We start from the raw sequence: 22,375 nt of genomic DNA on the forward strand, positions 1-22,375 counted from the left end.
ACCCAAGCGAGTTGGTCGACAAATCGCCATGACACATGGTCAGGGGACAGTCACCAGCCGCGTTTCCTCGGCCGCCGAGGCCTCCGTCGCCGCGACCGACTCCGCGAGCACGTCCGCCGCGACCTCCGTCCAAGGATCCCGTTCCGGCGCCGGAACAAGCCCCTCCGCTTCCTCCGGCCGCGGCCTGGCCTCCGTACGCGCCGCACGTCGGAAGGCCGCCGTGCCCCGCGTCAGATCATGTCCCACGGCCAGCGCGTCCACGTCCACGAAGGTCTTGCGCTGTCCGTCGCGCTCGTCCTCACGCACCCTCAGGCGGCCGTGCACGACGAGCGGTTCACCGACGGACACCGAGGCCGCGAGATTGGCCCCGAGCGACCGCCAGGCCGACACCGTGTAGAAGCTGGTGTTCCCGTCGGACCAGAGCCCCCGCTCCCGGTCCCAGCGGCGCGCCGTCACCGCGAACCGGAACCTGGCGACCCCGCCGGCCACCGTGTCCCGGTACTCCACCGCCGTCGCCACATTGCCGACGAGCGTCACGGTCGTGTCGTTCATGTCCCGCCCCCATCTCTGTCTCTGCGTTCTCTCCCGGTCGCCACCATGCTGGGACAGACGGGGCGTTCTCGCCCGGGGCTGTGGACAACGGGCGGGATGGGGACAACTGCCTCACTCGGGAGGGGGATCGATGTGGGGGCGGGAGCCGGGGGGGAGGGCTGGGCGCCCGGCAAGGGCGGGAGCCCGGGGAAGGGCGGGAGCCCGGGGAAGGGCGGGAGCCCGGGGAAGGGCGGGAGCCCGGGGAAGGGCGGGAGCCCGGGGAAGGGGCAGAAGCCCGGCAAGGGGCGGGCGCCCCGCCGGGGCCCCGGTCGTCCCGGCGCGCGCTACCTCCCCCGTACGCCCGCCCGTGTCGCGCCCATCCGGTTCATGCCCAGGCGGCCGCCGCCGACGATCCGGGCCGAGGAACGGCTGCCCACGACCGTCGCGTACTTCTCGCGCACCTCCCGGTAGCGCATCAGCTCCGCCGCCACCGGGTCGAGCACCCGGGCCCGGCCGCAGGCCGCCGCCGCCTCGCGCAGACGACGCTCGGCCTCCTCCCCGTACCGCTTGGCGGGTCCCTTCACCGCGCCCTCACAGGCCCATTCGACGAGCGGTCCGCCGACGATGCCGCCGAGCATCACGAGGACCGGCGGGAGCAGCCCGGGTTCCACGACGCCGACGATCTGACCGACCAGCCATACCGCGCCGAAGACCTGCAGGAGTGTCATCACGATCTGGGCGAGGACGGCCGCGGGCCACCAGGCGGGCCGGGGCGGGCGGGCCGCCGGGTCGCCGATGGTGACCGTCAGTTCGTCCAGGGCCTCGGGCAGCCCGTCCGCCCCGCGGGCCGCCGCCTCGCGCACGGCCTGCGCCCAGGGCGTGGGGAGCCCGCGCGAGGCCTCGTCGGCGACGATCCGTACCGCCTGCTCCACGCGCTGGCGTGCCGTCAGTTCCTGCTCGACCGGGGAGGACAGGCGCGGGTCGGTGGAACCGTGGGCGCGCAGCCGCTCGTACCAGCGGTAGAGCCGTAGCCAGGGGGTGCCGCAGGCGCGGATGGCGCCCCGGCGCCAGACCCGTTCGGCGGCCTCGCCGGCGGCCTGGGCGCCGACGGCGGCCGCGAGCCGGTCCGTGAAGGCGTCGCGGGCCCGCTCGTCGAGCCCGGCCCGCCCGTCGGCCAGGTAGGCCGGGCGCAGCCGGGTGGCGGCGGCGTCGACGTCGGCGGCGAGTCGGCGTTCGGGAGCGGAGCGTTCCTGGACGAAACGGGCGACGAGCTCGCGGAGTTCGGGTACGCCGTCGCCCGTCGCCGCGGAGACGGCGAGGACGGTGGCGCCGGGTTCGCCGTGCTCGCCGAGCGCCACGCCGTCCTCGTCGAGGAGGCGGCGCAGGTCGTCGAGGACGAGGTCGGCGGCCTCCGTACCGAGCCGGTCGATCTGGTTGAGGACGACGAAGGTGACCTCGGCGTGCCCGGCGAGCGGCCGGAGGTAGCGCTCGTGGAGGGCGGCGTCCGCGTACTTCTCGGGGTCGACGACCCAGATGACGGCGTCGACGAGGCCGAGGACCCGGTCGACCTGGTCGCGGTGGGCGGTGAGCGCCGAGTCGTGGTCGGGCAGGTCGATGAGGACGAGCCCCTGGAGTTCGGTGTCGGCGGCACCGCCCGCGAGGGGCCGGCGGCGGAGCCGGCTGGGGACGGCGAGCCGGTCGAGCAGCCCGGCGGCGCCGTCGGACCAGCAGAGGGCGATGGGGGCGGAGGTGGTGGGGCGGCGCAGGCCGGTCTCCGAGACGGGGACGCCGGCGAGGGCGTTGAAGAGGGTCGACTTGCCGCTGCCGGTGGCGCCGGCGATCGCGATCACGGTGTGCCGGGAGGAGAGGCGCTGCCGGGCGGCGGCCTCGTCGAGCACCCGTCCGGCCTCGGCGAGCGCCTCGCTCTCGACCCGCGTACGGGAGAGCCCGACGAGTTCGTGAAGGGCGTCGAGGCGCATACGGAGGTGGCCGCCGTAGGCCCCGCCGAGGGCCGGCAGCGCGTCGTCCTCCTCTTCCGGGCCCCCCGGCTGCGCGTCGGCGGCAGCGGCGGCGGCGCGCTCACCGGCACGCCGGGCGATCAGTCCGTCGTCCCAGCGGCGGCGGTCGTGGGGACCGTCACCGTTGTGGGCGTGGCCGGGGTCGGGGGCGGGGGCGCGGCTCTGCGCGCGGCCGGGGTCGGGGCCTGGACCGGGGCCGTACGCGCGCCCGGGGTCCCGGGCGGGTCCACGGTCGGAGCCGGGTCCACGGTCAGCGCGGGGTTCACGGCCGGCGCGGGGTTCACGGCCGGCGCGGGGTCCACCGTCGGCGCGGGGTTCACCGTCGAAGCCTGCATCACGGCCGGAGCCGGGTTCGCGGCCGGAGCCGCGTCGGTCGGGACCCCGGCGGCGAGTAGAACCCGCGTCCGCGCCCCCCTTGGCATCCACGTTCACATCCACATCCACGTGGGCATCAGCATCAGCGTCGACATCGGCATCGACATCCGCGTCCACATCCACCAGGTCACTTCTCCTTCTGCAGTACGGAGAGCGCGGCGATCAGCTCTGCCTGCGGCTCGGGGGTCACGTCGAGCGCTGCGAGGGGCGCGAGGAGCCGGTCGCGTTCGGCGTGCAGGACGCGGTCGACGTACGTGAGGACGAGTTCGCCGCCCTTGTCGCGTAGGCGGAGGGCGGCCTGGGCGCCGAGGAGCTCGGCGAGGCGTTCGCCGGCGGGCCGGGTGCGCCGGCCGCCGAGGAGGGCGGCGGCGAGGAGGGCGGCGACGGTGTCGGCCTCGGGGGCGGCCGTACGGGAGGTGGAGGGGCGCTCCACGCCGCGTACCTCTTCCTCTGCGAGTTCTTCGAGAACGCGGCGCCAGCGCCGTACCTCGACGCCGACCCGCTCCCCCGCCTCGCGGTCGCCGCCGGCCCGGACGGGGTCCAGGGCGCCGGAGGCGGGTTCGCGGCGCCAGGCGTCGTGGACGCTCTCCTCGGCGGCGGAGACCGCGCAGTGGAGGAGGGCGGCGAGGGACTCGGCGAGGGCGTCGAGGAGTTCGTCGGCGGTGCTGTCGCGGGGGTAGCCGCGCCAGCGGGTGCGGGCGTCGCCGGCGAGGACGGCGCCGCGTCCCAGCAGGGTGCGGACCCGCTTGGCCTGCTCGCCGTAGGCGGCTTCGACGGCGCCGCCGAGGCGGACGGCGGCGGCGTACTGCGCGGCGACGGCGCCGGCCAGCTCGGGGAGCCGGGCGTCGAGGGAGTCGATGACGCCGGTGGCGGTCCGGGTGGCGGCCTGCTGCCGGGCGGCCGGGTCCTGGGCGCAGTGGGCGAGCCAGCCGCGGAGGGGGGCGACGGCGCTGTCGGGCAGCAGTCCGCTGCCGCCGGCGGCGGACTCGGGCAGCTCGGGGATGGTGAAGCGGGGCACGTCGCCGAGGCCGGCCTTGTCGAGCAGGGCCGAGTACTGCCGGGAGACCTCGCCGATGACCTGGTGAGGGACGCGGTCGAGGACGGTGACGAGGGTGGCGTCGTACTCCTTGGCGGTACGGAGCAGGTGCCAGGGCACGGCGTCGGCGTAGCGGGAGGCGGTGGTGACCATGACCCAGATGTCGGCGGCGCAGATCAACTCGGCGGCGAGGAGCCGGTTCTCGACGACGAGGGAGTCGATGTCGGGAGCGTCGAGGAGGGCGAGCCCCCGCGGCACGGAGGAGGCGGTCTCGACGCGCAGGGCGTTCTCGGGGGGTTCCTCCGGGGGGTGGTCCTCGTCGGCCTGGGGCAGCCAGACGCGGGTGAGCTGCGGGAGGACGCGCATTCCGGCGAACCAGTGGTGGTCCTCGGGGTGGCACACGAGCACGGGGGTGCGGGTGGTGGGTCGGAGCACGCCGGACTCGCTGACGCGGCGGCCGACAAGGGAGTTGACGAGCGTGGACTTGCCGGCACCGGTGGAGCCGCCGACGACGGCGAGGAGCGGGGCGTCGGGATCCTTCAGGCGCGGCACCAGGTAGTCGTCGAGCTGAGCGAGCAACTCGGCCCGGGTCTGCCGGGCGCGTGGCGTGTCGGGGAGGGGCAGGGGGAGACGCACGGCGGCGACACGGTCGCGCAGGGCGGAGAGTGCGTCGATCAGCTGAGGCCGTTCGTCCAAGGTCACCACATGCGAAGAATGCCCAATTTATGAGTGTTTTTGAAGCCTATTAGTGCCCTGCGCGCCGAAGAGAGGGGCGGTGACCGGAACCTCAGGCATAACGAGTGCACAACACCCGCCGCGAGCGGTGCAAAAAGCGCTGCGCAAATCGCACCTGCCTGCGATTATCGGACCGCTTCACCGAACCTCCACATCGTGCCACGCAGGTGAAGCAACCGGGCCAAGGCGATCGGAGCCCTATCCTTGTCCCGGCAGGCCACACCCCACCCACAAGGGGCTCCTGGCCACACGGCCACCACCCGGCCCCCGTAGCTCAGTGGATAGAGCAGGTGCCTTCTAAGCACTTGGCCGCAGGTTCGAGTCCTGCCGGGGGCGCTCCGCGCCAGACCCTCCTTCGGGAGGGTCTTTTTGCTGTTCGGGGTGATGTTCGGACGGGGGACAGGGGCGCCCGGGACCCGGGGCGGGGGTGCCCGGGAGGGCGCGCAGGGTGGCTCGAAATGTGGTTGAAAAGGGCCAGAGGTGACCTTTGGTGGATCTTTTCCGGATGTGCTCCGTGGCGAGGAACTCGCGGTGCGGCTCGTCACCACCCGCCGGGCGGGATGGGGCCGTCGGAGGAGTGGTGGGGTTCGTTCTCGGTCGCGTACTGGTCGCCTATGACGAAACTGCTCGCGCACGCCGGGCATTCGGCGCGGCCGAACAGCCAGGTGAGGCCCTCTGCCAGCGGGGTGAGGCCGAGGTGACGGGCCATTGTGTGCATCCACGCGGCCAGGCCGTCGAGGTTGCCGGGGTCGGCTTGGGTGAGGGGGCGGCGGTGGATGTCTCCCCGATCCCAGTCACGTTGCGCCGAGTAGCGGCCGTAGATGCCGATCGCGACGGTGACGCCGATGTGGCAGTGAGGGCACTCGACCCGGTAGAAGCCGTCGTCGAAGTCGTACTCCGCCAGGCTCCAGACGGTCGCGCCGGCGAAGGCGAGCTGGGCCCGGAAGAGGGCCATCGCGGTAGCCGGCAGGAGGTTCGAGTCGGTGAGGCGCCGGGCGGCCATCTGCCGCAGTTCGGCGATCACCGGCGCCAGGGTCCTGATGAGGTCGTCGGCGCCGTGGTCCTGGGGTGGACTCCCGTCACGATCGCCCCGGCCAGCTCCAGCGCCCGGTCCACCGCCGCCGTCTCACCGGCACGGACGATGTCCCGCAGATACGGGAGCGCGGCGAAGCTCGCCGCCGAGACGGAGGTCCCCTCGGTGGCCAGGAGCTGCCAAAGCTCCTGCCACGCCCTCTCGTCGTGGGACGGGCGGCGCAGCACCCGTTCGAGTGCGGGCGGGACCTCGTCGTACGGCCCCCGCGCGTACCAGGGCAGTCGCCACTCGATCATGCGCCGATTCAAGCACGGGGCGTGGACAGGGGATCCGGGCCCCCGAATCTCGTCGTGTTCCTGCGGTCGGCGGCGCCGCATCCGCCCGGGGGGAGGAGTAGGGTGGAGATACCGGGAGTAACTCGAACACCCGCTCCCACGCGGACGTCGTTTCCGGCGATCAAGACACTGGGCCGTCCTGCAGGGCGGCCCGGAGACGGGTCCGCGATCATGACCGCCACCCTCGCACCTCCGCTTTCGGCGCGTCTGGCGCTGACACCCGAGACCACACGCGCAGGTCTGTTGGACGGCGCCTGGTGGCCTCGTTCGCGTGACCTCGCCGCCGAGCTCCCTTCCCTGGTCGACGCGCTGGCCGAGCGCTGGGGGCGCGTCACGCGCGCCACCGTGAATCCCGGCAGTTGGCCCGTCGTCCCGCACAAGGTCGCCGTCCCCGGGCACACCGTGCACGTGGGCTGGTTCACCGAACAGGATCCCGACAAGGTCATCCTGCTCTGCTACGCCGTCGGGCGCTGCGACCTCCTGGTGGTTCCCCCCGGTACCGAACCCGGCGCCGCGGCACGGCTGATGGCCGCCGCCGCCCTCCCCGGCGGTGTCCGCACCGCCGGTGTCCTGATGTCCGACGAGGCTTCTGCCGGCCCCCGTGCGCGGGACGCCCGTGGCCGCGAGGACACCTGGGAGACGGACGGCGGGTCCACCCCGCCGCCCTCGCCGCACCCGGTCGTCGGAGCGCGGATGATCCCGCTGCGCGGGAACCCGCGGAGGTGACGACATGGAGACCCTCCTCGCCCTCGTGGCGGGCGTCCTGCTCATCGCGTTCGGCATGCTCCTGATCCACCGGCTCAACGCCCAGCACCACGCGCGCATCGCCGCCCACCACTTCAGCGACGCCTTCCCGGCCCTCACCCGGCCGCCCGGCCACCCCACGCCGACCCGGGCCTCCCCGAAGCGGCGCACGGGCACCTGGCCCTGACCACCTCTGACCACATCTCCGACCGAAGGCCGCGGGTGGGGCACCCGACACCCGGGACAACCCACCCGCCGGTCTCTCGCTCGCCCCTGAAGGGACCACGCCCCTTGCACCCCACCGACACCGCGGCCCTGCCCTCGGCCGGATACGCCGAGGTCCGTATCGTCGCCGCCACGCCCGAGGCCGCCCGCGCCGTCGCCGAGGTGGTCCGCCGCGCCTTCGCCGGGACGGAACAGCGCAGTTACCCCGTCCCCGAGGGCGGCACGCGGCTCCACCTCACCGTCGACACCACCGACTCCGTCGCGGAACCCGACCGCCCCTGGCTCAGCACCAGCAGACCGGCCGCCCCCGGCGGCACCCACGTCGACGAGGTGTGAGGAGCGCCTTTCCTCGCGCTCAGTCCAGCAGGCGGGCGATCGACCTCGCCGCCTCGCGGGCCGGGCGCCCCACGCCGATCAGGGTCGCCGAGGCCGGGCCGGTCCAGTCGCCGTAGCCGAGGAGATGGACGCGCGGCTCGCCGAGGGCCTGCGTCCCCGTCGTGGCGATATGGCCTCGACGGTCTCGCAGGCCGAGCGGCGCGAGGTGGGCCAGGGCGGGGCGGAAGCCCGTGCACCAGATGATCACGTCGGCGTCCGCCCGCGTGCCGTCGGCCCATTCCACGCCGGTCCTGGTCAGCCGGGCGAACATGGGCCGGGCCTTGAGGAGTCCCGCGTCACGTGCCGCCCGTACGGGCGGCACGGCCACGATGTCGCCCAGCGACGCGACGCCTCCGGTGTCCGCCCGGCCCTCGTCGAGGGCCCGGCGGCGAGCGGTGGCGTGGTCGAAGAGGGCGCGGCCGTCGATGTCGTCGGGGAGGTAGCGGGGTTCGCGGAGGGTGACCCAGGTCAGCTCGACGCCGTACGCGAGCGCGGCGGACGATCGGTCCGCGTCGACGGGGTGGGTCGATTGGCGCCCGTCGGACTCGCTGTCTGCCGTCGCGATGTCTGCGGGCCGTCCGTCCGCGTCGACGGAGTGGAACCACGGACGCCCGGCCGACCCGCTGTCTGCCGTCGCGAACTTGGCGGGCCGTCGGTCCGCGTCGGCGGGGTGGAGCGAGCGGCGCCCGGCCGACCCGCAGTCGGCCGTCGCGAGGTCTGCGGGCCGTCCGTCCGCGTCGATGCCGTCGAGCCACGGACGCCCGGCCGGCCCGCTGCCTGCTGTCGCGAGGTCGGCGGCGATCTGCGCGCCGGAGTTTCCGCCGCCGACGACCATTACGCGCTTGCCGGCGAACGCCGCCGCGTTCTCGTACCCCACCGTGTGGAGTTGCGTGCCGCCGAACTCGTCCCGGCCCGGTACCGCCGGGACGAAGGGCCGCGACCACGTGCCGGTCGCGCTGATGACCGCGCGGGCGAGCCACGTGCCGGCGTCGGTCTCCACGCGCAGGAGCGCGCCGTCGTGGTGGACGCCCGAAACCCGTACCGGGCGGTGCACGGGGAGGTCGTACCGCTCCTCGTACGCGCTCAGGTACGCGACCACGTGCGCGGCCCCCGGGTACGTCTCCCCCGGCTGCGGCGGCATGAGCCGCCCGGGCAGGGAGGAGTACGCGGCCGGGGAGAACAGCCGGAGCGAGTCCCAGGCCCGGAGCCACGCGCCGCCCGGGGACGGCCCGGCGTCGAGGATCACGAAGTCCAGGCCCAGACGGCGCAGGTGGTAGCCGGCGGCGAGGCCGGACTGGCCGCCGCCGATCACCACCACGTCCGTCCGCCGCGTCACACGCGCGCCCTGGGCCGGACGAAGATGACCGCCACCAGGGCCAGACCCACCACCGCACCGACCAGCTGCATCCCGACGAAGGCCGGGACGGAGGCGGGGGCGATGCCCGCGAAGGTGTCGGTGAACGCGCGGCCGACGGTCACGGCCGGGTTGGCGAACGAGGTGGAGGAGGTGAACCAGTACGCGGCCCCGATGTACGAGGCGACGGCGACGGGCGCGAACCGCAGGCGGTCCGTGCGGGCCAGACCGAAGATCAGCAGGATCAGGCCGGCGGTGGCGACGACCTCGCCGAGGAGGAGGTTTCCCGCCGAGCGGTCGTGGGTGGACCAGCGCACCAGCGGCTCCCCGAACATCGCGTCCGCCAGGATCGCGCCCGCGATGGCCCCGGCGACCTGCGCCGGCACGTACACGGCCAGTTCCCGCGCGTCGGCCCCCGCGCCGCCGCGGCGGGCGGTCCACCACTCGGCGAGCGTGACGGCCGGGTTGAAGTGGGCACCCGAGACGGGGCCGAGGAGGGCGATCAGCACGCCGAGCCCGAGGACGGTGGCGGTGGAGTTCGCGAGGAGCTGGAGCCCCACGTCCTGCGTGAGCCGCGTGGCCTGGATGCCGGAGCCGACGACGATCGCCACCAGCGCGGCCGTGCCGACGAGTTCGGCTGCGGCGCGGGCCCGCAGCGGCGCACGCGGCGGGGCCGCGCCCGGGGCGGGCCGGGGCTCGCAGGCGGCGGTGACGGACTCCGCCACGGGGGCGATGCCGACGGGCTCGGTGACGGACAACGGTTCTCCTCGGAGGGATGGGGCGGGGTGTGCGGGCGCGCGGCCGGTTGACGTTCGCCACGATGGTGCGGACCGGGTACGGGCCACGATGGTGCGGTACGGGTCCACCGTTCGGCGTTCGCCACGACGGTGGGCGCGCCGCTACGGGCAGGACCGCTTGCCGTTCGTCTCCGCGGTGGCGCGGGCGGAGGCGGCGAGGTCGGCGAACTGGCCGGCGAGCTGCTCGATGACGTCCGGGCGCAGCCGGTAGTACGTGAAGCGACCGCACGGCTCGGTCTCCACGACACCGGCCTCGCGCAGCACGCGCAGGTGGTTGGAGAGGTTCGTCTGCTTGGCGCCCGTCTCCTCCACCAGGTGGGTCGTGCACAGCGTCTCGCGGGCGAGCAGGGTCACGATCCGAAGCCGCAGGGGGTCGCCCAGCACCCGGATCAGTTCAGTGTCGACTGACGTCATCATGGACTGATACTGTCACATCATCCGAGGCTGATACCAGCCTGTGCTGACCTGGTGGGGAAGACCCGATGAACGCTCCGCTCGCCTCCGTGCTCTTCGTCTGCGTGCACAACGCCGGCCGCTCCCAGATGGCCGCCGGCTTCCTGCGGCACCTCGCCGGCGACCGCGTCGAGGTCCGCTCCGCCGGCTCGGTCCCGGGCGACCAGGTCAACCCCTCCGCCGTCCGGGCCATGGCGGAGATCGGCATCGACATCGCCGACCAGCGGCCCAAGGTGCTCACCACCGAGGCCGTCCAGGCGTCCGACTACGTCATCACCATGGGCTGCGGCGACGCCTGCCCGGTCTTCCCCGGCAAGAAGTACCTCGACTGGGCCCTGGAGGACCCGGCCGGCCAGGGCGTCGAGGCCGTCCGTCCGATCCGCGACGAGATCAGGACCCTCATCGAGGGCCTCGTCGCCGAGATCGACGCCCGGCGGACGGCCTGACCGCGCCCCCGGGCCCCTGGCTCGACGTCACGCGTGGATGACCGGTCCCCGTCGGGGTAGCCGCCCCGGAGAACGTGACGGGCTCCCATCGGCCCCGCGCGACGGCGAAGGAGCGTTCCGTGAACAGCGCCGAGACCATCGAGCAACTTCTCCGCGAGCACGGGCGGACGTACGCCGACGAGGCCGGGATCACCCTGCGGGACACCCCCGCCCCGCTGTACCAGCTCCTGGTGCTCACCGTCCTGTGCTCCATCCGCATCAAGGCCGACATCGCCACCGCCGCCGCCCGCGAACTCTTCGCGATCGGGCTGCGGACGCCCCGGGCCATGGCGGACTCCGCGTGGCAGGCCCGCGTGGACGCCTTCGGGCGGGCCCACTACGTCCGGTACGACGAGAGCACGGCGACCGCGCTCGGCGAGGGAGCGGCGCTGGTCCTCGACCGGTACGACGGTGATCTGCGGCGGCTCCGCGACGAGGCGGCCGGTGACACGCAGGAGCTGCTCCGGCTGCTGCGCGAGGTGCCGAGGATCGGGCCGGTGGGCGCCGGCATCTTCTGCCGGGAGGTCCAGGCCGTCTGGCCGGAACTGCGCCCGTTCTTCGACGAGCGGTCCCTGGCCACCGCCGAGCGCCTCGGCCTCCCCCACACCCCGGCCGGCCTCGCCCGGCACGTACCGCCCGAGGACCTGGCCCGCCTGGCCGCCGCCCTCGTGCGCGTCAGCCTGTCGAAGGACGCGGCGCGGGAGCTGCGGGCCGCTTGAGGGGGACGTCCCCCAGGTGGTCCCCCGGTGAGCCCCCCACCGCGAGTCCCCCGGTAAGCCCTCCGAGCCCCCGAACCCCCCAGCGAGCCCCCCGCGCCCCCCCGGGCCGGTCCGTCGGCGCACGCGTCCCCCGCCTCAGCGGCAGGTCGCCCCCGCGTCCGTGCGGATCGCCTCCCGTGCGGATCGCCTCCCGCGCGCGGCGCGGGCACCCCGGGCGCCGCCACCGACTCCCGCTCCTCCTCGTCCGGGCCTCGTGAGGACGTGCGGGTCGGCATGGCATCCATGGCCATGACCCTACGGTGCGTCGCCATGGCAGCAGGAGGACAATCGCGCCATGGTGATCACCGCGCGCGCCCTCAACCGCTCCACCCTCGCACGGCAGTTGCTTCTCGACCGGGCCCCGGTCGGCGTCGAGGAGGCGGTACGGCGGGTGGTGGCGCTGCAGGCGCAGCACCCGGGTTCGCCCTACGTCGCCCTGTGGAACCGGATCGCGGACTTCGACCCGGCTCGGCTCGACGAGGCCGTCGGCGGCTTCGCGTTGGTCCGGTCGACCCTGATGCGGCTGACCCTGCACCTGGTGCACGCCGAGGACTACCGGGCGTTCCGGGAGGCGATGGAGCCGACGTTGCGCGGCTCCCGGCTCCACGACCCGCGGTACAGGGCAGCGGGGTTCACGGCCGCCGACGCCGACGCGCTGCTGCCCGACCTGCTGGCGTATGCGGCCGAGGCACGGACCGGCGCCGCACTGCGGTCGCGTATCGAGGAGGCGCGGGGCGGGCCGGTGGAGGCGGTGGTGTGGCGGATGATCCGCCAGTACGCGCCGCTCTGGCACGTGCCGACGGGGCCGCCGTGGTCGTTCGGCACGGCGCAGGCGTTCGTGACGGCGAGCACGCTGCCGGTCCTGGCCGAGCCGGAGGCCGCGACGGCGGGGCTCGCCGCCCTGATCCGGCGGTACCTGGAGGGCTTCGGGCCCGCGTCCGTCCCCGACATGGCGCAGTTCACGATGGCGCCGAGGGGCAAGGTCCGCGAGGCGGTACGGGCGCTCGACGGCCGGCTCGTCCAGCTGGAGGGGCCCGAGGGGACGGTGCTGTACGACGTGCCCGGCGCGGTCCTGCCCGGCGAGGACGTCCACGCGCCGCCCCGTCTCATGGCCATGTGGGACAGCGTCCTGCTGGCCTACGCGGACCGGGGCCGCGTCCTCCCGGCGGCGTACCGCAAGCAGGTGATCCGCGTGAACGGCGACACGCTGCCGACCCTCCTCGTCGACGGGTACGTGGCCGGGGTCTGGCGGCCGGTGGACGGCGGCGTCGAGGCCTCGGCCTTCCGTCCGCTGCCCGCCGGCGTCTGGGAGGGCCTCGCGGCGGAGGCCGTGGCGCTCGGCGCCTTCCTGGCCGACCGGGACCCGTGGGTGTACCGCCGTTACGACCACTGGTGGGTCAAGGGCCTCCCCGCGGTCGAGACCCGGATCCTGCCGACCCTCTGAGCGCCCGGGGGCTGAGGTGCGGAGGCACCTCCCTCAGCCGGAGGTCGCCGTCCGGTCCGCCACCAGTTCCCGCAGCGCGATGTTCAACCGGAGGACGTTGACCCGGGGTTCGCCGATGAAGCCGAGGACACGCCCGTCGGTGTGGTCGGCGACGAGTCGGGCGACCCGGTCGACGGGGAGGTGGTTCCTGGCCGCGACCCGGTGGACCTGGAGCTTCGCGTACGCCGGGGAGATGTGCGGGTCCAGGCCGGAGCCGGAGGAGGTGACGGCGTCCGGCGGGACGTCGGAGGGCCGCACCGGGTGGCCGGGGACCGAGTTGTCCCGGATCACGGCCGCCTTGGCGTCCTTGACCGATCGGATGAGCCGGGCGTTGTCGCCGGAGAGGTTGGTGGCGCCGGAGAGGAGCAGCGCGTAGCGGGTGTTGACGCTGTTGGTACCGAGGCCGTCGGACGGGCGCGGCTGGAACCAGCGCGGGTCGGGCTTGCCGTCGGTCAGATAGGTCTGGCCGATGAGGGCGGAGCCGACGACCCTGCCGCTCGCGTCCTCGATCTCGGATCCGTCGGCCTTGCCGGGGAAGGCGACCTGGGCGACGGCGGTGACGGCGAGCGGGTAGAGGACGCCGGTGATGACGGTCAGGACGAGGAGGGCGCGGAGTCCCGCCCAGAGCACCCGCCCGGTGGTTGCCACGGAGTTGTTCGTCATGGTCGGTCAGCACGCTTTCCGGTTCAGCTCAGCCCGGGGACGAGGGAGAGGAGCAGGTCGATGGTCTTGATGCCGGCGAACGGGGCGATCAGGCCGCCGAGTCCGTAGATCCCGAGGTTGCGGCGGAGGAGTGAGTCCGCGCTGCTCGGCCGGTAGCGCACGCCCTTCAGGGCGAGCGGGACGAGGGCGACGATGACCAGGGCGTTGAAGACGACGGCCGAGAGGATCGCGGACTCGGGTGAGGCCAGGCCCATGATGTTGAGCCGGTCGAGCGACGGGTAGGCGACCGCGAACATCGCGGGGATGATCGCGAAGTACTTCGCGACGTCGTTGGCGATGGAGAAGGTCGTCAGCGCGCCCCGGGTGATGAGGAGTTGCTTGCCGATCTCGACGATCTCGATGAGCTTGGTCGGGTCGGAGTCGAGGTCGACCATGTTGCCGGCCTCCTTCGCGGCCGACGTGCCCGTGTTCATGGCCACGCCGACGTCCGCCTGGGCGAGCGCCGGGGCGTCGTTGGTGCCGTCGCCGGTCATGGCGACGAGCTTCCCGCCCGCCTGCTCGCGCTTGATCAGCGCCATCTTGTCCTCGGGCGTGGCCTCGGCGAGGAAGTCGTCGACGCCCGCCTCCTCGGCGATGGCCTTGGCGGTGAGCGGGTTGTCGCCCGTGATCATGACCGTACGGATGCCCATGCGCCGCAGTTCGTCGAACCGTTCCCGCATGCCGTCCTTGACGACGTCCTTGAGGTGGACGGCCCCGAGGACCCGGGCGCCCCTGTCGTCCTCCAGGGCGACGAGGAGGGGCGTGCCGCCGGCGGCGGAGATCCGGTCGGTCAGTGCCCGCGAGTCCTCGGGGACGCTGCCGCCCCGCTCCTCCACCCACGCCACGACCGAACCGGTCGCGCCCTTGCGTATCCTGCGGCCGTCCACGTCCACGCCCGACATACGGGTCCGGGCGGTGAACGCGGTCCAGGTGGCGTGGGCCAGTTCGCCCGGGTCGCGTTCCCGGAGGCCGTACCTCTCCCTCGCGAGGGTCACGATCGAGCGCCCCTCGGGCGTCTCGTCGGCCAGTGACGACAGCTGGGCCGCGTCGGCGAGTTCGGCCTCGGTGGCGCCCCGCACCGGCACGAACGCGGCCGCCCGCCGGTTGCCGAGCGTGATCGTGCCGGTCTTGTCGAGGAGCAGCGTCGACACGTCGCCCGCGGCCTCGACCGCGCGCCCCGAGGTCGCGAGGACGTTGCGCTGGACGAGCCGGTCCATGCCGGCGATGCCGATCGCGGAGAGCAGCGCGCCGATCGTCGTCGGGATCAGGCACACCAGCAGGGCCGTCAGGACGATCAGGGACGTCTGCCCGTCGGCGCCCGCGTAGATCGCGAAGGGCTTGAGGGTGACGACGGCCAGCAGGAAGACGATCGTGAGGGAGGCGAGCAGGATGTCGAGCGCGATCTCGTTGGGGGTCTTCTGCCGTGCGGCGCCTTCCACGAGGCCGATCATCCGGTCGATGAAGGTCTCGCCGGGCTTGGTCGTGATCTTCACGACGATCCGGTCCGAGAGGACCTTGGTGCCGCCCGTCACCGCGCACCGGTCGCCGCCGGACTCGCGGATCACCGGGGCCGACTCGCCCGTGATCGCGGACTCGTCGACGGAGGCCACTCCCTCGACGACGTCTCCGTCGCCGGGGATGACGTCGCCCGCCTCGCAGACGACGAGGTCTCCGACGCGCAGTCCGGTGCCGGGCACGGGTTCCTCGCCCGTGTCGGTGAGCCTGCGTGCGACCGTGTCCGTCCTGGCCCTGCGCAGGGTGTCGGCCTGCGCCTTGCCCCGGCCCTCGGCCACCGCCTCCGCCAGGTTGGCGAAGATCGTGGTGAGCCAGAGCCAGGCGGTGATCGCCCAGCCGAACCAGTTCCCCGGGTCCATGACGGCGAGCACGGTGGTGAGCAGCGAGCCGACGAGCACCACGAACATGACGGGGGACGAGGCCATGACGCGGGGGTCGAGCTTCCTGAGCGCGACGGGGAAGGACGTCACCAGCTGCTTCGGGTCGAACAGTCCGCCGCCGACGCGGCCGGGCCCGGCCGGGCGGCCGGCGGGTGCCTCGGTCCTCGGGGGCCGGGTGGGAGTGGTGGTGCTCATGCTGCGAGCCCTTCGGCGAGCGGTCCCAGCGCGAGGGCGGGGAAGTAGGTGAGGCCGGCGACGATGAGGATCGTGCCGACGAGGAGGCCGGTGAACAGCGGCTTCTCGGTCCGCAGGGTGCCCGCCGTCTCGGGGACGGGCGTCTGCGCGGCCAGCGAGCCGGCGAGCGCGAGGACGAACACCATGGGCAGGAACCGGCCGAGCAGCATCGCGATGCCGAGGGTCGTGTTGAACCAGGGGGTGTCGGCGCCGAGGCCGGCGAACGCGGAGCCGTTGTTGTTGGCGGCCGAGGTGTAGGCGTAGAGGATCTCGGAGAAGCCGTGCGCGCCGGTGTTCGTCATCGACCGCGCCGGGCCGTCGAGGGCCATGGCGACGCCGGTGAGGCCGAGGACGAGGGCCGGGGTGACGAGGATGTAGCAGGCGGCGTACTTGATCTCGCGGACGCCGATCTTCCTGCCCAGGTACTCGGGCGTCCGGCCGACCATCAGTCCGGCGAGGAACACCGCGATGACCGCCATGATCAGCATGCCGTAGAGGCCGGAGCCGACGCCGCCGGGCGCGATCTCGCCCAGCTGCATGCCGAGCAGGGTGATGCCGCCGCCGAAGCCGGTGTACGAGGAGTGGAAGGAGTTCACGGCGCCGGTGGAGGTGAGCGTGGTCGCCACCGCGAAGAGCGACGAGCCGGCGATCCCGAACCGGGTCTCCTTGCCCTCCATGGCGCCGCCCGCGAGCTCGAAGGCGGGGCCGTGGTGCGCGAACTCGGTCCACGTCATCAGCGCGGTGAAGCCGAGCCAGATGGCCGCCATCGCGCCGAGGACCGCGTACCCCTGCCTGACGCTGCCGACCATCCGGCCGAAGGTCCGTGTCAGCGCGAAGGGGATGAGCAGGATCAGATAGATCTCGAAGAGGTTCGACAGGCCGCCGGGGTTCTCGAAGGGGTGGGCGGAGTTGGCGTTGAAGTAACCGCCGCCGTTCGTGCCCAGTTCCTTGATGACCTCCTGCGAGGCGACCGCGCCGCCGTTCCACTGCTGCGTACCGCCCGTGAAGAGGCCGACCTCGTGGATCCCGGCGAAGTTCTGGATGACGCCGCAGGCGACGAGCACGAGCGCGCCCACGACGGAGATCGGCAGCAGGATCCGTACGACCCCGCGGACCAGGTCGGCCCAGAAGTTGCCCAGTTCGCCCGTACGGGACCGGGCGAAGCCGCGGACCAGTGCCACCGCGACCGCGATGCCGACCGCCGCCGAGACGAAGTTCTGCACCGCGAGGCCGCCCGTCTGCACGACGTGGCCCATGGCCTGTTCGCCGGAGTACGACTGCCAGTTGGTGTTGGCCACGAAGGAGGCGGCGGTGTTGAACGCCTGGTCGGGGTCGATCGACACGAAGCCGAGCGAGCCGGGCAGCACGCCCTGCGCCCGCTGGAGGAGGTAGAGGAGGAGGACGCCCACGGCGGAGAAGGCGAGGACCGCGCGCACATAGGCGGGCCAGCGCATCTCCACCGTCGGGTCGGCGCCGATGCCCCGGTAGATCCACCGCTCCACGCGGAGGTGCCGGTCGGAGGAGTAGACCCGGGCCATGTGGTCACCGAGCGGGCGGTACGAGAGGCCGAGCGCGACGACCAGCGCGAGGAGCTGGAGGGCGCCGGCGAGGACGGGAGTCATGGGGCGGCCTCAGAACCTCTCGGGCTTGACGAGGGCGAGGACGAGATAGCCGACGAGGGCGGCGGCCACGAGGAGACCGACGATGTTCTCGGCGCTCACAGCTTGGCCACCCCCTTGGCGATGAAGGCCACCAGCGCGAAGACCGCGACCGTGGTGACGACGAAGGCCACGTCGGCCATCGTGAGCTCCCGGATGCAGGAAGAAGGAAGTCGAATTCCCGGACGAGACGAGGAAACCCCTGTTCGGGGCGGACACCGCCGCCGTTGACGTGCCTCTGACGCGCCGCGTGTCCGTCTTGACGCTTCCTCTACGCCGTCGCAGGAGGCCGGGACCGCGCGACCGGTGGCCCACGCGGCCCGGGTCACCCGAGCGTGGCCGCGCCCACTCCCAGCCATACGGCTCCGAGGCCGGCGGCCAGGCTCCCGGCCACGTTCAGCGCCGCGTACCCCTTCGCCCCGCCCTCGTACAGCGCGTACGTCTCGTACGAGAAGGTCGAGTACGTCGTCAGCGCCCCGCACAGACCCGTGCCGAGCAGCAGGTACGCCTGCGCGGAGGCGACCCCGGCCAGCAGTCCGAGGGCGAACGAGCCGACGACGTTCACCGTGAACGTCCCCCAGGGGAAGCCGGGTCCGAACCGGGCCTTCATCGCCCGGTCCGTGAGGTACCGCAGGGGCGCGCCGACGGCGGCTCCCGCGACGACGAGCAGCCAGTTCACGCGGCGGCCGCCCGTCCGCGTACGGCCCTGGCCGCGGTGATCCCGGCCCCTACGGCGACGAGCGCGGCGACCGGGGTCGCGCCGAGGTACAGCAGGCCGCGCGCCGGGTCGCCCGCGCCCAGCAGTCGTTCCGTGTCGAGGCTGTACGTCGAGAAGGTGGTGAACCCGCCGCAGAATCCAGGGCCGAGGAAGGGGCGCAGCAGCGGGTGCGGGGCGGCGGGGGGCTCCGTGAGGAGGACCATCAGGATGCCGAGCAGCGCGCAGCCGCTCGCGTTCACCGTGAACGTGGTCCAGGGGAAGGCGCCTTCGGGGGTCGGCCAGAGCAGCGCCGCGCCGTAGCGGGCGGTCGCGCCGAGGGCGCCGCCGGCGGCGACGGCCCCGACGACCGGCAGTTCCGCGCGCAGGCCCATGCGCCCAGGGTACGAGGACGGGCGCACGGGCCTGCTCAAGGCGAGGCGCACACGCGGTTCGCCGCCCCGGGGCGCGCCACCCCGGTCGGGCGACGCGAGAGCGCTTCAAGGCGAGGCGCACGGGCACGGTCCCCGGCCTGGGGCATTAACCGGGGGTCGGCCCGTGGCCTCGCTCTGCGATGGTCCGGCCACGCCCTGCGACGGGTCAAAGCCGGGCCGGTGAGTCTGTCAGATCCCTCGGATCCGCCCCGCGGGGTGTCCGGGAGGCCCGCGGGAGGGTCGTGACGGGGTCCGCTCGGGGGCGGTGGAGACGGCTGCGACCTGCGACGACGCGGGGGGAGGTGGTCCGGCCACCATCCGGCGGCCGATTCGGGTGCCGGGTACACCTCGTCCCGGAGGGCGGGGTCGGGCGACGGTGGTGGGGCAGCGGGAGGGAGCTGCGCAACCTTCGGGCAGGAGTGTCGTGAGTACATCCGTCGCAATCAAGCGCAGGACCGTCGCCGGGGCCGTTTCTCCGGCCGTTCCCCTGGGCGTCGTCAGTTCCGTCGGCGCGGCCGGCTCGCGCGAGGACGTCTACGCCGAGCTGTGTGGCGCGCTGTTCTCCGGTTTCCCGCGGCGCGACCAGCGGCTGAAGGCCGAGCAGTACCTGCACGGGCTGCTGACCGCGCAGGGCCGCAAGTCCATCCGTAACATCGCCGCCCAGATAGGGGGGCCCGCGGCCGAGCAGAGCCTGCACCACTTCGTGTCCAGTTCGACCTGGGACTGGCAGCCCATGCGGGCGGCGCTCGCCCGGTTCCTGGAGCGGAACAGCTGCCCGCAGGCCTGGGTGGTGCGCCCGATGCCGATCCCGAAGGCCGGGGAGCACTCGGTGGGCGTGGACCGGCGTTTCGATCCGGAGCGCGGTCAGGTCTTCCACGGCCAGCAGGCGTTCGGGGTGTGGTTCGCGAGCGACGAGCTGAGCGTGCCCGTGAACTGGCGTCTGTTCCTGCCGGATCCCTGGGTGAACGACCGGACCCGGCGTGACCGCGCGGAGGTTCCGCAGGAGGCCGGCGAGGAGACGCTGGAGGAGTGCGCGGTCGCGGCGGCGCTCGACACCGCCCGCTGGTCCGACGTCACCCGCAAGCCGGTGCTGCTCGACATCCGGGGCGGCGCGGGGCGGGCGGCCCTCACCCGGCTCGCCGGGGCGGGGGTGCCGGTCGTGGCCCGGATCGGTCCGGGCTCCCGGCTCGCGATCGCCGACCGGTCGTTGCCCGGCTTCGGGGCGGGCCCGCTGACCGCCGTACAGATCCTGGAGTCGCTCAAGGGGCTGCGCAGGCCGGTGAGCTGGGTGGACACCGTGGCCGGCACGCGGACCTCGCGCACGTCGCTCGCCACGGCCGTCCGCGTGGCGCTGCCCACGCCGGGCGGGGAGCGGATGCGTCCGCTCGTGCTGCTCGGGGAGTGGGACGATCCCCGGCGGGCCCCGGCCCGGGTGTGGATCAGCGATCTGACCGGGTCGCCGGTCGGTTCCCTGCTGCGGCTGACGAAGCTGGCCCGCCGGGTGGAGCGGGACTTCGTGGAGGTCGGGGAGGGGGCGGGGCTGCGGGACTTCGTGGGCCGCTCGTTCCGCGGCTGGCACCGTCACATCACGCTCGCGTCGGCGGCCCACGCGGCGACGGTCATGGCCGCCACCGACTGGGAGGCGGCCTACGACTCCCGCTACGGCCCGGCGCGCACGGCGGCCCGGCGCGCGGCGAGCTGAGGAACGGTCGGCCGGTGGCGGCCCGGCGCGCGGCGAGCTGAGCGACCCGCGCGGCGGTGGGCTGACGGAGACGGACGGCTGGTGAAGGCCTGACGGACGGTCGGCCGGCGGTGGGCCGACCGGATCCGGGCCGACCGGAACCGAGCCGACCGGTGCACCGGGCGCGCCGCGTGTGCGCGGCGTCCGTCAGTTGCCGCCGCGCTCCGGCGGGCCCGGCTGGCGGGCCGGGTCCGTCGTGGCGCGGCCCCGGGCCAGGACCTCGCGGGTGCGCTGGAGGCGCAGGGCCAGCTGGACCTCAAGGACCTGGCCCGGCTTCTGCCACTCGGGGCCGAGGAGTTCGCTGATCCGTTCGAGCCGGCGGGAGACCGTGTTGGGGTGGACGTGCAGCGCCTCGGCCGCGTTCGTCGGGCTGCCTCCGGACGCGAAGTACGCCTCCAGGGTGTGGGTGAGGTCGGTGAACCGCTCGGCGTCGTAGTCGAGCACGGGTCCGATCGCGGCCTCCACGAAGCCCTCGACGTCGTTGTCGTCGGAGAGCAGCAGCCCCAGGAACCCCAGGTCCTGCACGGAAGCCGCCGAGCCGGTGCCGCCGAGCGCGCTCATCGCGTCCAGGCAGCGGCCGGCCTCCTGGTGCATGCGCGCGACGCCGTCGGGGCTCCAGCCGGGGCCGGCGGCGGCGACCGAGACGGGGTGCCCGAGCAGCGGGGACAGTTCCGCGGCGACGGCCTTGGCGGCGGCGGAGGCGTCGATCCCCGGGAGCAGCAGCACGATGCAGCCGCCCTGCACGGTCTTGAGGCCGGAGAGGCGGTAGGCGTAGGAGGACGCCCAGACGACGGCCCTGCCCTGCTCGCCGCCCTCGGGCCGGGCGAGTACGAGGACGTGCGGTTTGCGCAGGTCGACGCCGAGACGGCGGGCGCGCTGGGCGATCTGCTGCGGCGCGTGCGGCGGGTCGGCGATGAGGTCGTCGAGGAGTTCGTCGCGGACGGGTCCTTCGGCGACGGCGGTGGAGCGCCGCATGAGGAGGAGGAAGGCGACGGACTGGGCGGCGAGTTCGAGGAGCCGCTCGTCCTCGCCGGTGAGTCCGCCGGCGGCGCGGATGACGAGGCCGCCGAGGTCCTCGGAGCCGGCGATGACGGGCGCGACCCAGGTGTCGTCGGCGGCGAGGACGGGGCGGCGGCGGGCGTGCGCGTCGAGCGAGGCCTTGGCGACGGCCTCCTCGTCGAGGCCGGGGATGTCGCCGGCGGTGGCGAGGCAGCGGCCGCCCTGGTCGCGGATCATGACGGTCGCGTCGAGGGCGTCGGCGGCGGCCTTGGCGACGTTGCAGAGGTCGCCGCCCGCGAGGACGAGGTTCATGATGCGGCCGTGGGCCTCGCTGACGTGCCGCATGCGGGTGAGGCTGGTACGGACGCGGGAGCTGTCCCGCTCCAGTTCGGTGACCTCGGCCCGGGTGCGGTCGAGCAGGCCGGTCTTCTCGACGGCGAGGGCGGCGAGGTCGGCGAGCGCGGCGAGGAGCCCGATCTCCTCGGAGGTGTGGTGGCGGACGCGGCGGTCGGCTCCGTGGAGGGCGCCGATCACGGTGTCGCCGCTGCGGAGCGGCGCGGCCATGATGGCGTGCAGGTCCTCGGCGCGCAGGGCCGCTTCGGCGGCTTCGTCGAAGGCGGGGGCGTGGACGCCGGCGTCGAGGGAGCCGGAGGGGGCGAAGCGCTCGTCGGCGAGGTAGTCGGCGGTCCAGACGGGTTCGCCGTGGTGCTGGACGGCGCCGCCGAGCCCGTACCCCTCGGCGATCCTCAGGCCGGGGGCGAGCCGGGGTCCCTCGGTGCGGCCGCCGCGGGAGCCCTCGGTCGTGTGGACGTAGCAGGCTCCGTGCGGGCCGCGCAGGGTCACGTACGCCAGGTCGAGGTCGAGCAGCCGGCGGGCGCGGCGGGTGATGACGCGCAGGACGCTGTCGAGGTCGTAGGCGGAGGTCAGGTCGCGGGCGGTGTCGGTGAGGGCGGCGAGTCCGGCCTCGCGGCGCGCTTCGTCGACGCGGTCCCGGCGGACGCCGCCGGCCAGTTCCACGGCCCGTTCGAGGCGGTGGAGTTCCTCACCGGCGAGCCCGGAGCGACGTGCCTCGTCGAGGAGGGCGTCGAAGCGGGCGGGCGGGGCCTGCTCCGCGAGCAGTTCGAGGACCGTGAGCAGCGCGTCGGCACCACCGGCTCCGTCGGCGCCGTGCAAGGTCATGGTCCCGTCCCCCGTGGTCGAGCGAAATCGGGCACCTGGGCGGAAACCCGTACTGCTCGCCGAAACTAATTCGGCTTCGGGAGTCGGTCAACGGTGAGTTGC

22 protein-coding genes and 1 tRNA gene are annotated in these 22,375 nt (G+C 74.0%); 8 read left to right on the top strand and 15 right to left on the bottom strand.

Annotated elements, in window-relative coordinates; genetic code table 11:
• Positions 1–39: 39 nt before the first annotated feature.
• The 3 genes from AMK29_RS04085 to AMK29_RS04095 form a co-directional block, all read right to left on the bottom strand.
• A complete protein-coding gene (locus AMK29_RS04085) occupies positions 40–552 on the bottom strand; it encodes a single-stranded DNA-binding protein (protein WP_073807525.1) in 513 nt (170 codons plus the stop codon).
• Positions 553–875: 323 nt separating this feature from the next.
• Positions 876–2,510, bottom strand: a complete 1,635-nt coding sequence (locus AMK29_RS04090) for a GTPase (RefSeq protein ID WP_079196759.1) — start codon at positions 2,508–2,510, stop codon at positions 876–878.
• Positions 2,511–3,051: 541 nt separating this feature from the next.
• Positions 3,052–4,665, bottom strand: coding sequence for a dynamin family protein (locus AMK29_RS04095; protein ID WP_443334046.1), 1,614 nt, complete (start codon positions 4,663–4,665; stop codon positions 3,052–3,054).
• A gap of 293 nt (positions 4,666–4,958) precedes the next feature.
• On the opposite strand from AMK29_RS04095, the gene AMK29_RS04100 reads away from it, so the two are divergent.
• Positions 4,959–5,031 (top strand) — tRNA-Arg (locus AMK29_RS04100).
• Positions 5,032–5,236: 205 nt separating this feature from the next.
• Here AMK29_RS04100 and AMK29_RS04105 read toward each other — a convergent pair.
• Both AMK29_RS04105 and AMK29_RS04110 read right to left on the bottom strand, forming a co-directional pair.
• On the bottom strand, positions 5,237–5,719 hold the full coding sequence (locus AMK29_RS04105; protein ID WP_073807531.1) for a hypothetical protein: 483 nt from the start codon (positions 5,717–5,719) through the stop codon (positions 5,237–5,239).
• Positions 5,716–6,024, bottom strand: coding sequence for a hypothetical protein (locus AMK29_RS04110; RefSeq protein WP_073807534.1), 309 nt, complete (start codon positions 6,022–6,024; stop codon positions 5,716–5,718). Before AMK29_RS04110 ends, AMK29_RS04105 begins: the two co-directional genes overlap by 4 nt.
• Positions 6,025–6,234: 210 nt before the next feature.
• Between AMK29_RS04110 and AMK29_RS04115 the strand changes: the two genes are divergently transcribed.
• From AMK29_RS04115 to AMK29_RS04125, 3 genes are all read left to right on the top strand, one after another.
• Positions 6,235–6,789, top strand: a complete 555-nt coding sequence (locus AMK29_RS04115; protein ID WP_073807537.1) for a DUF5994 family protein — start codon at positions 6,235–6,237, stop codon at positions 6,787–6,789.
• Positions 6,790–6,793: 4 nt separating this feature from the next.
• On the top strand, positions 6,794–6,994 hold the full coding sequence (locus AMK29_RS04120) for a hypothetical protein (RefSeq protein WP_073807540.1): 201 nt from the start codon (positions 6,794–6,796) through the stop codon (positions 6,992–6,994).
• Positions 6,995–7,098: 104 nt separating this feature from the next.
• Positions 7,099–7,368, top strand: coding sequence for a hypothetical protein (locus AMK29_RS04125; protein WP_073807543.1), 270 nt, complete (start codon positions 7,099–7,101; stop codon positions 7,366–7,368).
• A gap of 19 nt (positions 7,369–7,387) precedes the next feature.
• On the opposite strand, the gene AMK29_RS34920 is transcribed toward AMK29_RS04125, so the two are convergent.
• From AMK29_RS34920 to AMK29_RS04145, 3 genes are all read right to left on the bottom strand, one after another.
• Positions 7,388–8,743 carry an FAD-dependent oxidoreductase gene (locus AMK29_RS34920; RefSeq protein WP_079196735.1) on the bottom strand — a complete coding sequence of 452 codons (1,356 nt, stop codon included), beginning with the start codon at positions 8,741–8,743 and terminating at the stop codon, positions 7,388–7,390.
• Positions 8,740–9,519 (bottom strand): aquaporin, encoded by a 780-nt coding sequence (locus AMK29_RS04140; protein ID WP_073807546.1) that lies wholly within the window; start codon positions 9,517–9,519, stop codon positions 8,740–8,742. Before AMK29_RS04140 ends, AMK29_RS34920 begins: the two co-directional genes overlap by 4 nt.
• 141 nt (positions 9,520–9,660) lie before the next feature.
• The gene (locus AMK29_RS04145) at positions 9,661–9,975 is read right to left on the bottom strand and encodes an ArsR/SmtB family transcription factor (RefSeq protein ID WP_073807549.1); all 315 of its coding nucleotides are present in this window, start codon (positions 9,973–9,975) and stop codon (positions 9,661–9,663) included.
• 65 nt (positions 9,976–10,040) lie between these two features.
• Between AMK29_RS04145 and AMK29_RS04150 the strand changes: the two genes are divergently transcribed.
• From AMK29_RS04150 to AMK29_RS04160, 3 genes are all read left to right on the top strand, one after another.
• Positions 10,041–10,457, top strand: a complete 417-nt coding sequence (locus tag AMK29_RS04150; protein ID WP_073807551.1) for an arsenate reductase ArsC — start codon at positions 10,041–10,043, stop codon at positions 10,455–10,457.
• 119 nt (positions 10,458–10,576) lie between these two features.
• Entirely contained in the window at positions 10,577–11,215 is a 639-nt protein-coding gene (locus AMK29_RS04155; RefSeq protein ID WP_073807554.1) for an endonuclease, read from the top strand.
• Positions 11,216–11,549: 334 nt separating this feature from the next.
• Complete coding sequence (locus tag AMK29_RS04160) at positions 11,550–12,698, top strand: winged helix DNA-binding domain-containing protein (RefSeq protein WP_073807557.1); 1,149 nt, start codon at positions 11,550–11,552, stop codon at positions 12,696–12,698.
• Between the two features lie 33 nt (positions 12,699–12,731).
• On the opposite strand, the gene AMK29_RS04165 is transcribed toward AMK29_RS04160, so the two are convergent.
• The 6 genes from AMK29_RS04165 to AMK29_RS04195 all read right to left on the bottom strand — a co-directional run bounded on the left by AMK29_RS04165 (position 12,732) and on the right by AMK29_RS04195 (position 18,315).
• A complete protein-coding gene (locus tag AMK29_RS04165; protein WP_073807560.1) occupies positions 12,732–13,400 on the bottom strand; it encodes a potassium-transporting ATPase subunit C in 669 nt (222 codons plus the stop codon).
• Between the two features lie 23 nt (positions 13,401–13,423).
• Positions 13,424–15,529 (bottom strand): potassium-transporting ATPase subunit KdpB, encoded by a 2,106-nt coding sequence (gene kdpB, locus AMK29_RS04170; protein ID WP_073807563.1) that lies wholly within the window; start codon positions 15,527–15,529, stop codon positions 13,424–13,426.
• Positions 15,526–17,190 (bottom strand): potassium-transporting ATPase subunit KdpA, encoded by a 1,665-nt coding sequence (gene kdpA, locus AMK29_RS04175; RefSeq protein ID WP_073807566.1) that lies wholly within the window; start codon positions 17,188–17,190, stop codon positions 15,526–15,528. Before kdpA ends, kdpB begins: the two co-directional genes overlap by 4 nt.
• A gap of 9 nt (positions 17,191–17,199) precedes the next feature.
• The gene (kdpF, locus tag AMK29_RS04180) at positions 17,200–17,289 is read right to left on the bottom strand and encodes a K(+)-transporting ATPase subunit F (protein ID WP_037631082.1); all 90 of its coding nucleotides are present in this window, start codon (positions 17,287–17,289) and stop codon (positions 17,200–17,202) included.
• Positions 17,290–17,551: 262 nt separating this feature from the next.
• On the bottom strand, positions 17,552–17,905 hold the full coding sequence (gene crcB / locus AMK29_RS04190) for a fluoride efflux transporter CrcB (protein WP_073807572.1): 354 nt from the start codon (positions 17,903–17,905) through the stop codon (positions 17,552–17,554).
• Complete coding sequence (locus AMK29_RS04195; RefSeq protein WP_073807574.1) at positions 17,902–18,315, bottom strand: fluoride efflux transporter FluC; 414 nt, start codon at positions 18,313–18,315, stop codon at positions 17,902–17,904. The genes crcB and AMK29_RS04195 overlap by 4 nt, the downstream gene beginning before the upstream one ends.
• Positions 18,316–18,778: 463 nt before the next feature.
• On the opposite strand from AMK29_RS04195, the gene AMK29_RS04200 reads away from it, so the two are divergent.
• Complete coding sequence (locus AMK29_RS04200; RefSeq protein ID WP_073807577.1) at positions 18,779–20,056, top strand: IS701 family transposase; 1,278 nt, start codon at positions 18,779–18,781, stop codon at positions 20,054–20,056.
• A 186-nt stretch (positions 20,057–20,242) separates the two neighbouring features.
• Here the strand turns inward: AMK29_RS04200 and AMK29_RS04205 are convergent, their stop codons facing one another.
• Entirely contained in the window at positions 20,243–22,273 is a 2,031-nt protein-coding gene (locus AMK29_RS04205; protein ID WP_073807580.1) for a helix-turn-helix domain-containing protein, read from the bottom strand.
• Positions 22,274–22,375: the final 102 nt, after the last annotated feature.

Origin of the sequence: Streptomyces sp. CB02261 (assembly GCF_001905665.1) — a bacterium.
Lineage (GTDB): Bacteria > Actinomycetota > Actinomycetes > Streptomycetales > Streptomycetaceae > Streptomyces.

What these genes read in the sequence shown, in the direction of transcription:
- AMK29_RS04085 (WP_073807525.1), bottom strand. Translation starts at nt 552, where the DNA reads ATGAACGACACGACCGTGACGCTCGTCGGCAATGTGGCGACGGCGGTG.
- AMK29_RS04090 (WP_079196759.1), bottom strand. Translation starts at nt 2,510, where the DNA reads ATGCGCCTCGACGCCCTTCACGAACTCGTCGGGCTCTCCCGTACGCGG.
- AMK29_RS04110 (WP_073807534.1), bottom strand. Translation starts at nt 6,024, where the DNA reads ATGATCGAGTGGCGACTGCCCTGGTACGCGCGGGGGCCGTACGACGAG.
- AMK29_RS04115 (WP_073807537.1), top strand. Translation starts at nt 6,235, where the DNA reads ATGACCGCCACCCTCGCACCTCCGCTTTCGGCGCGTCTGGCGCTGACA.
- AMK29_RS04120 (WP_073807540.1), top strand. Translation starts at nt 6,794, where the DNA reads ATGGAGACCCTCCTCGCCCTCGTGGCGGGCGTCCTGCTCATCGCGTTC.
- AMK29_RS04145 (WP_073807549.1), bottom strand. Translation starts at nt 9,975, where the DNA reads ATGATGACGTCAGTCGACACTGAACTGATCCGGGTGCTGGGCGACCCC.
- AMK29_RS04150 (WP_073807551.1), top strand. Translation starts at nt 10,041, where the DNA reads ATGAACGCTCCGCTCGCCTCCGTGCTCTTCGTCTGCGTGCACAACGCC.
- AMK29_RS04160 (WP_073807557.1), top strand. Translation starts at nt 11,550, where the DNA reads ATGGTGATCACCGCGCGCGCCCTCAACCGCTCCACCCTCGCACGGCAG.
- AMK29_RS04165 (WP_073807560.1), bottom strand. Translation starts at nt 13,400, where the DNA reads ATGACGAACAACTCCGTGGCAACCACCGGGCGGGTGCTCTGGGCGGGA.
- kdpB (WP_073807563.1), bottom strand. Translation starts at nt 15,529, where the DNA reads ATGAGCACCACCACTCCCACCCGGCCCCCGAGGACCGAGGCACCCGCC.
- kdpA (WP_073807566.1), bottom strand. Translation starts at nt 17,190, where the DNA reads ATGACTCCCGTCCTCGCCGGCGCCCTCCAGCTCCTCGCGCTGGTCGTC.
- AMK29_RS04195 (WP_073807574.1), bottom strand. Translation starts at nt 18,315, where the DNA reads ATGGGCCTGCGCGCGGAACTGCCGGTCGTCGGGGCCGTCGCCGCCGGC.
- AMK29_RS04205 (WP_073807580.1), bottom strand. Translation starts at nt 22,273, where the DNA reads ATGACCTTGCACGGCGCCGACGGAGCCGGTGGTGCCGACGCGCTGCTC.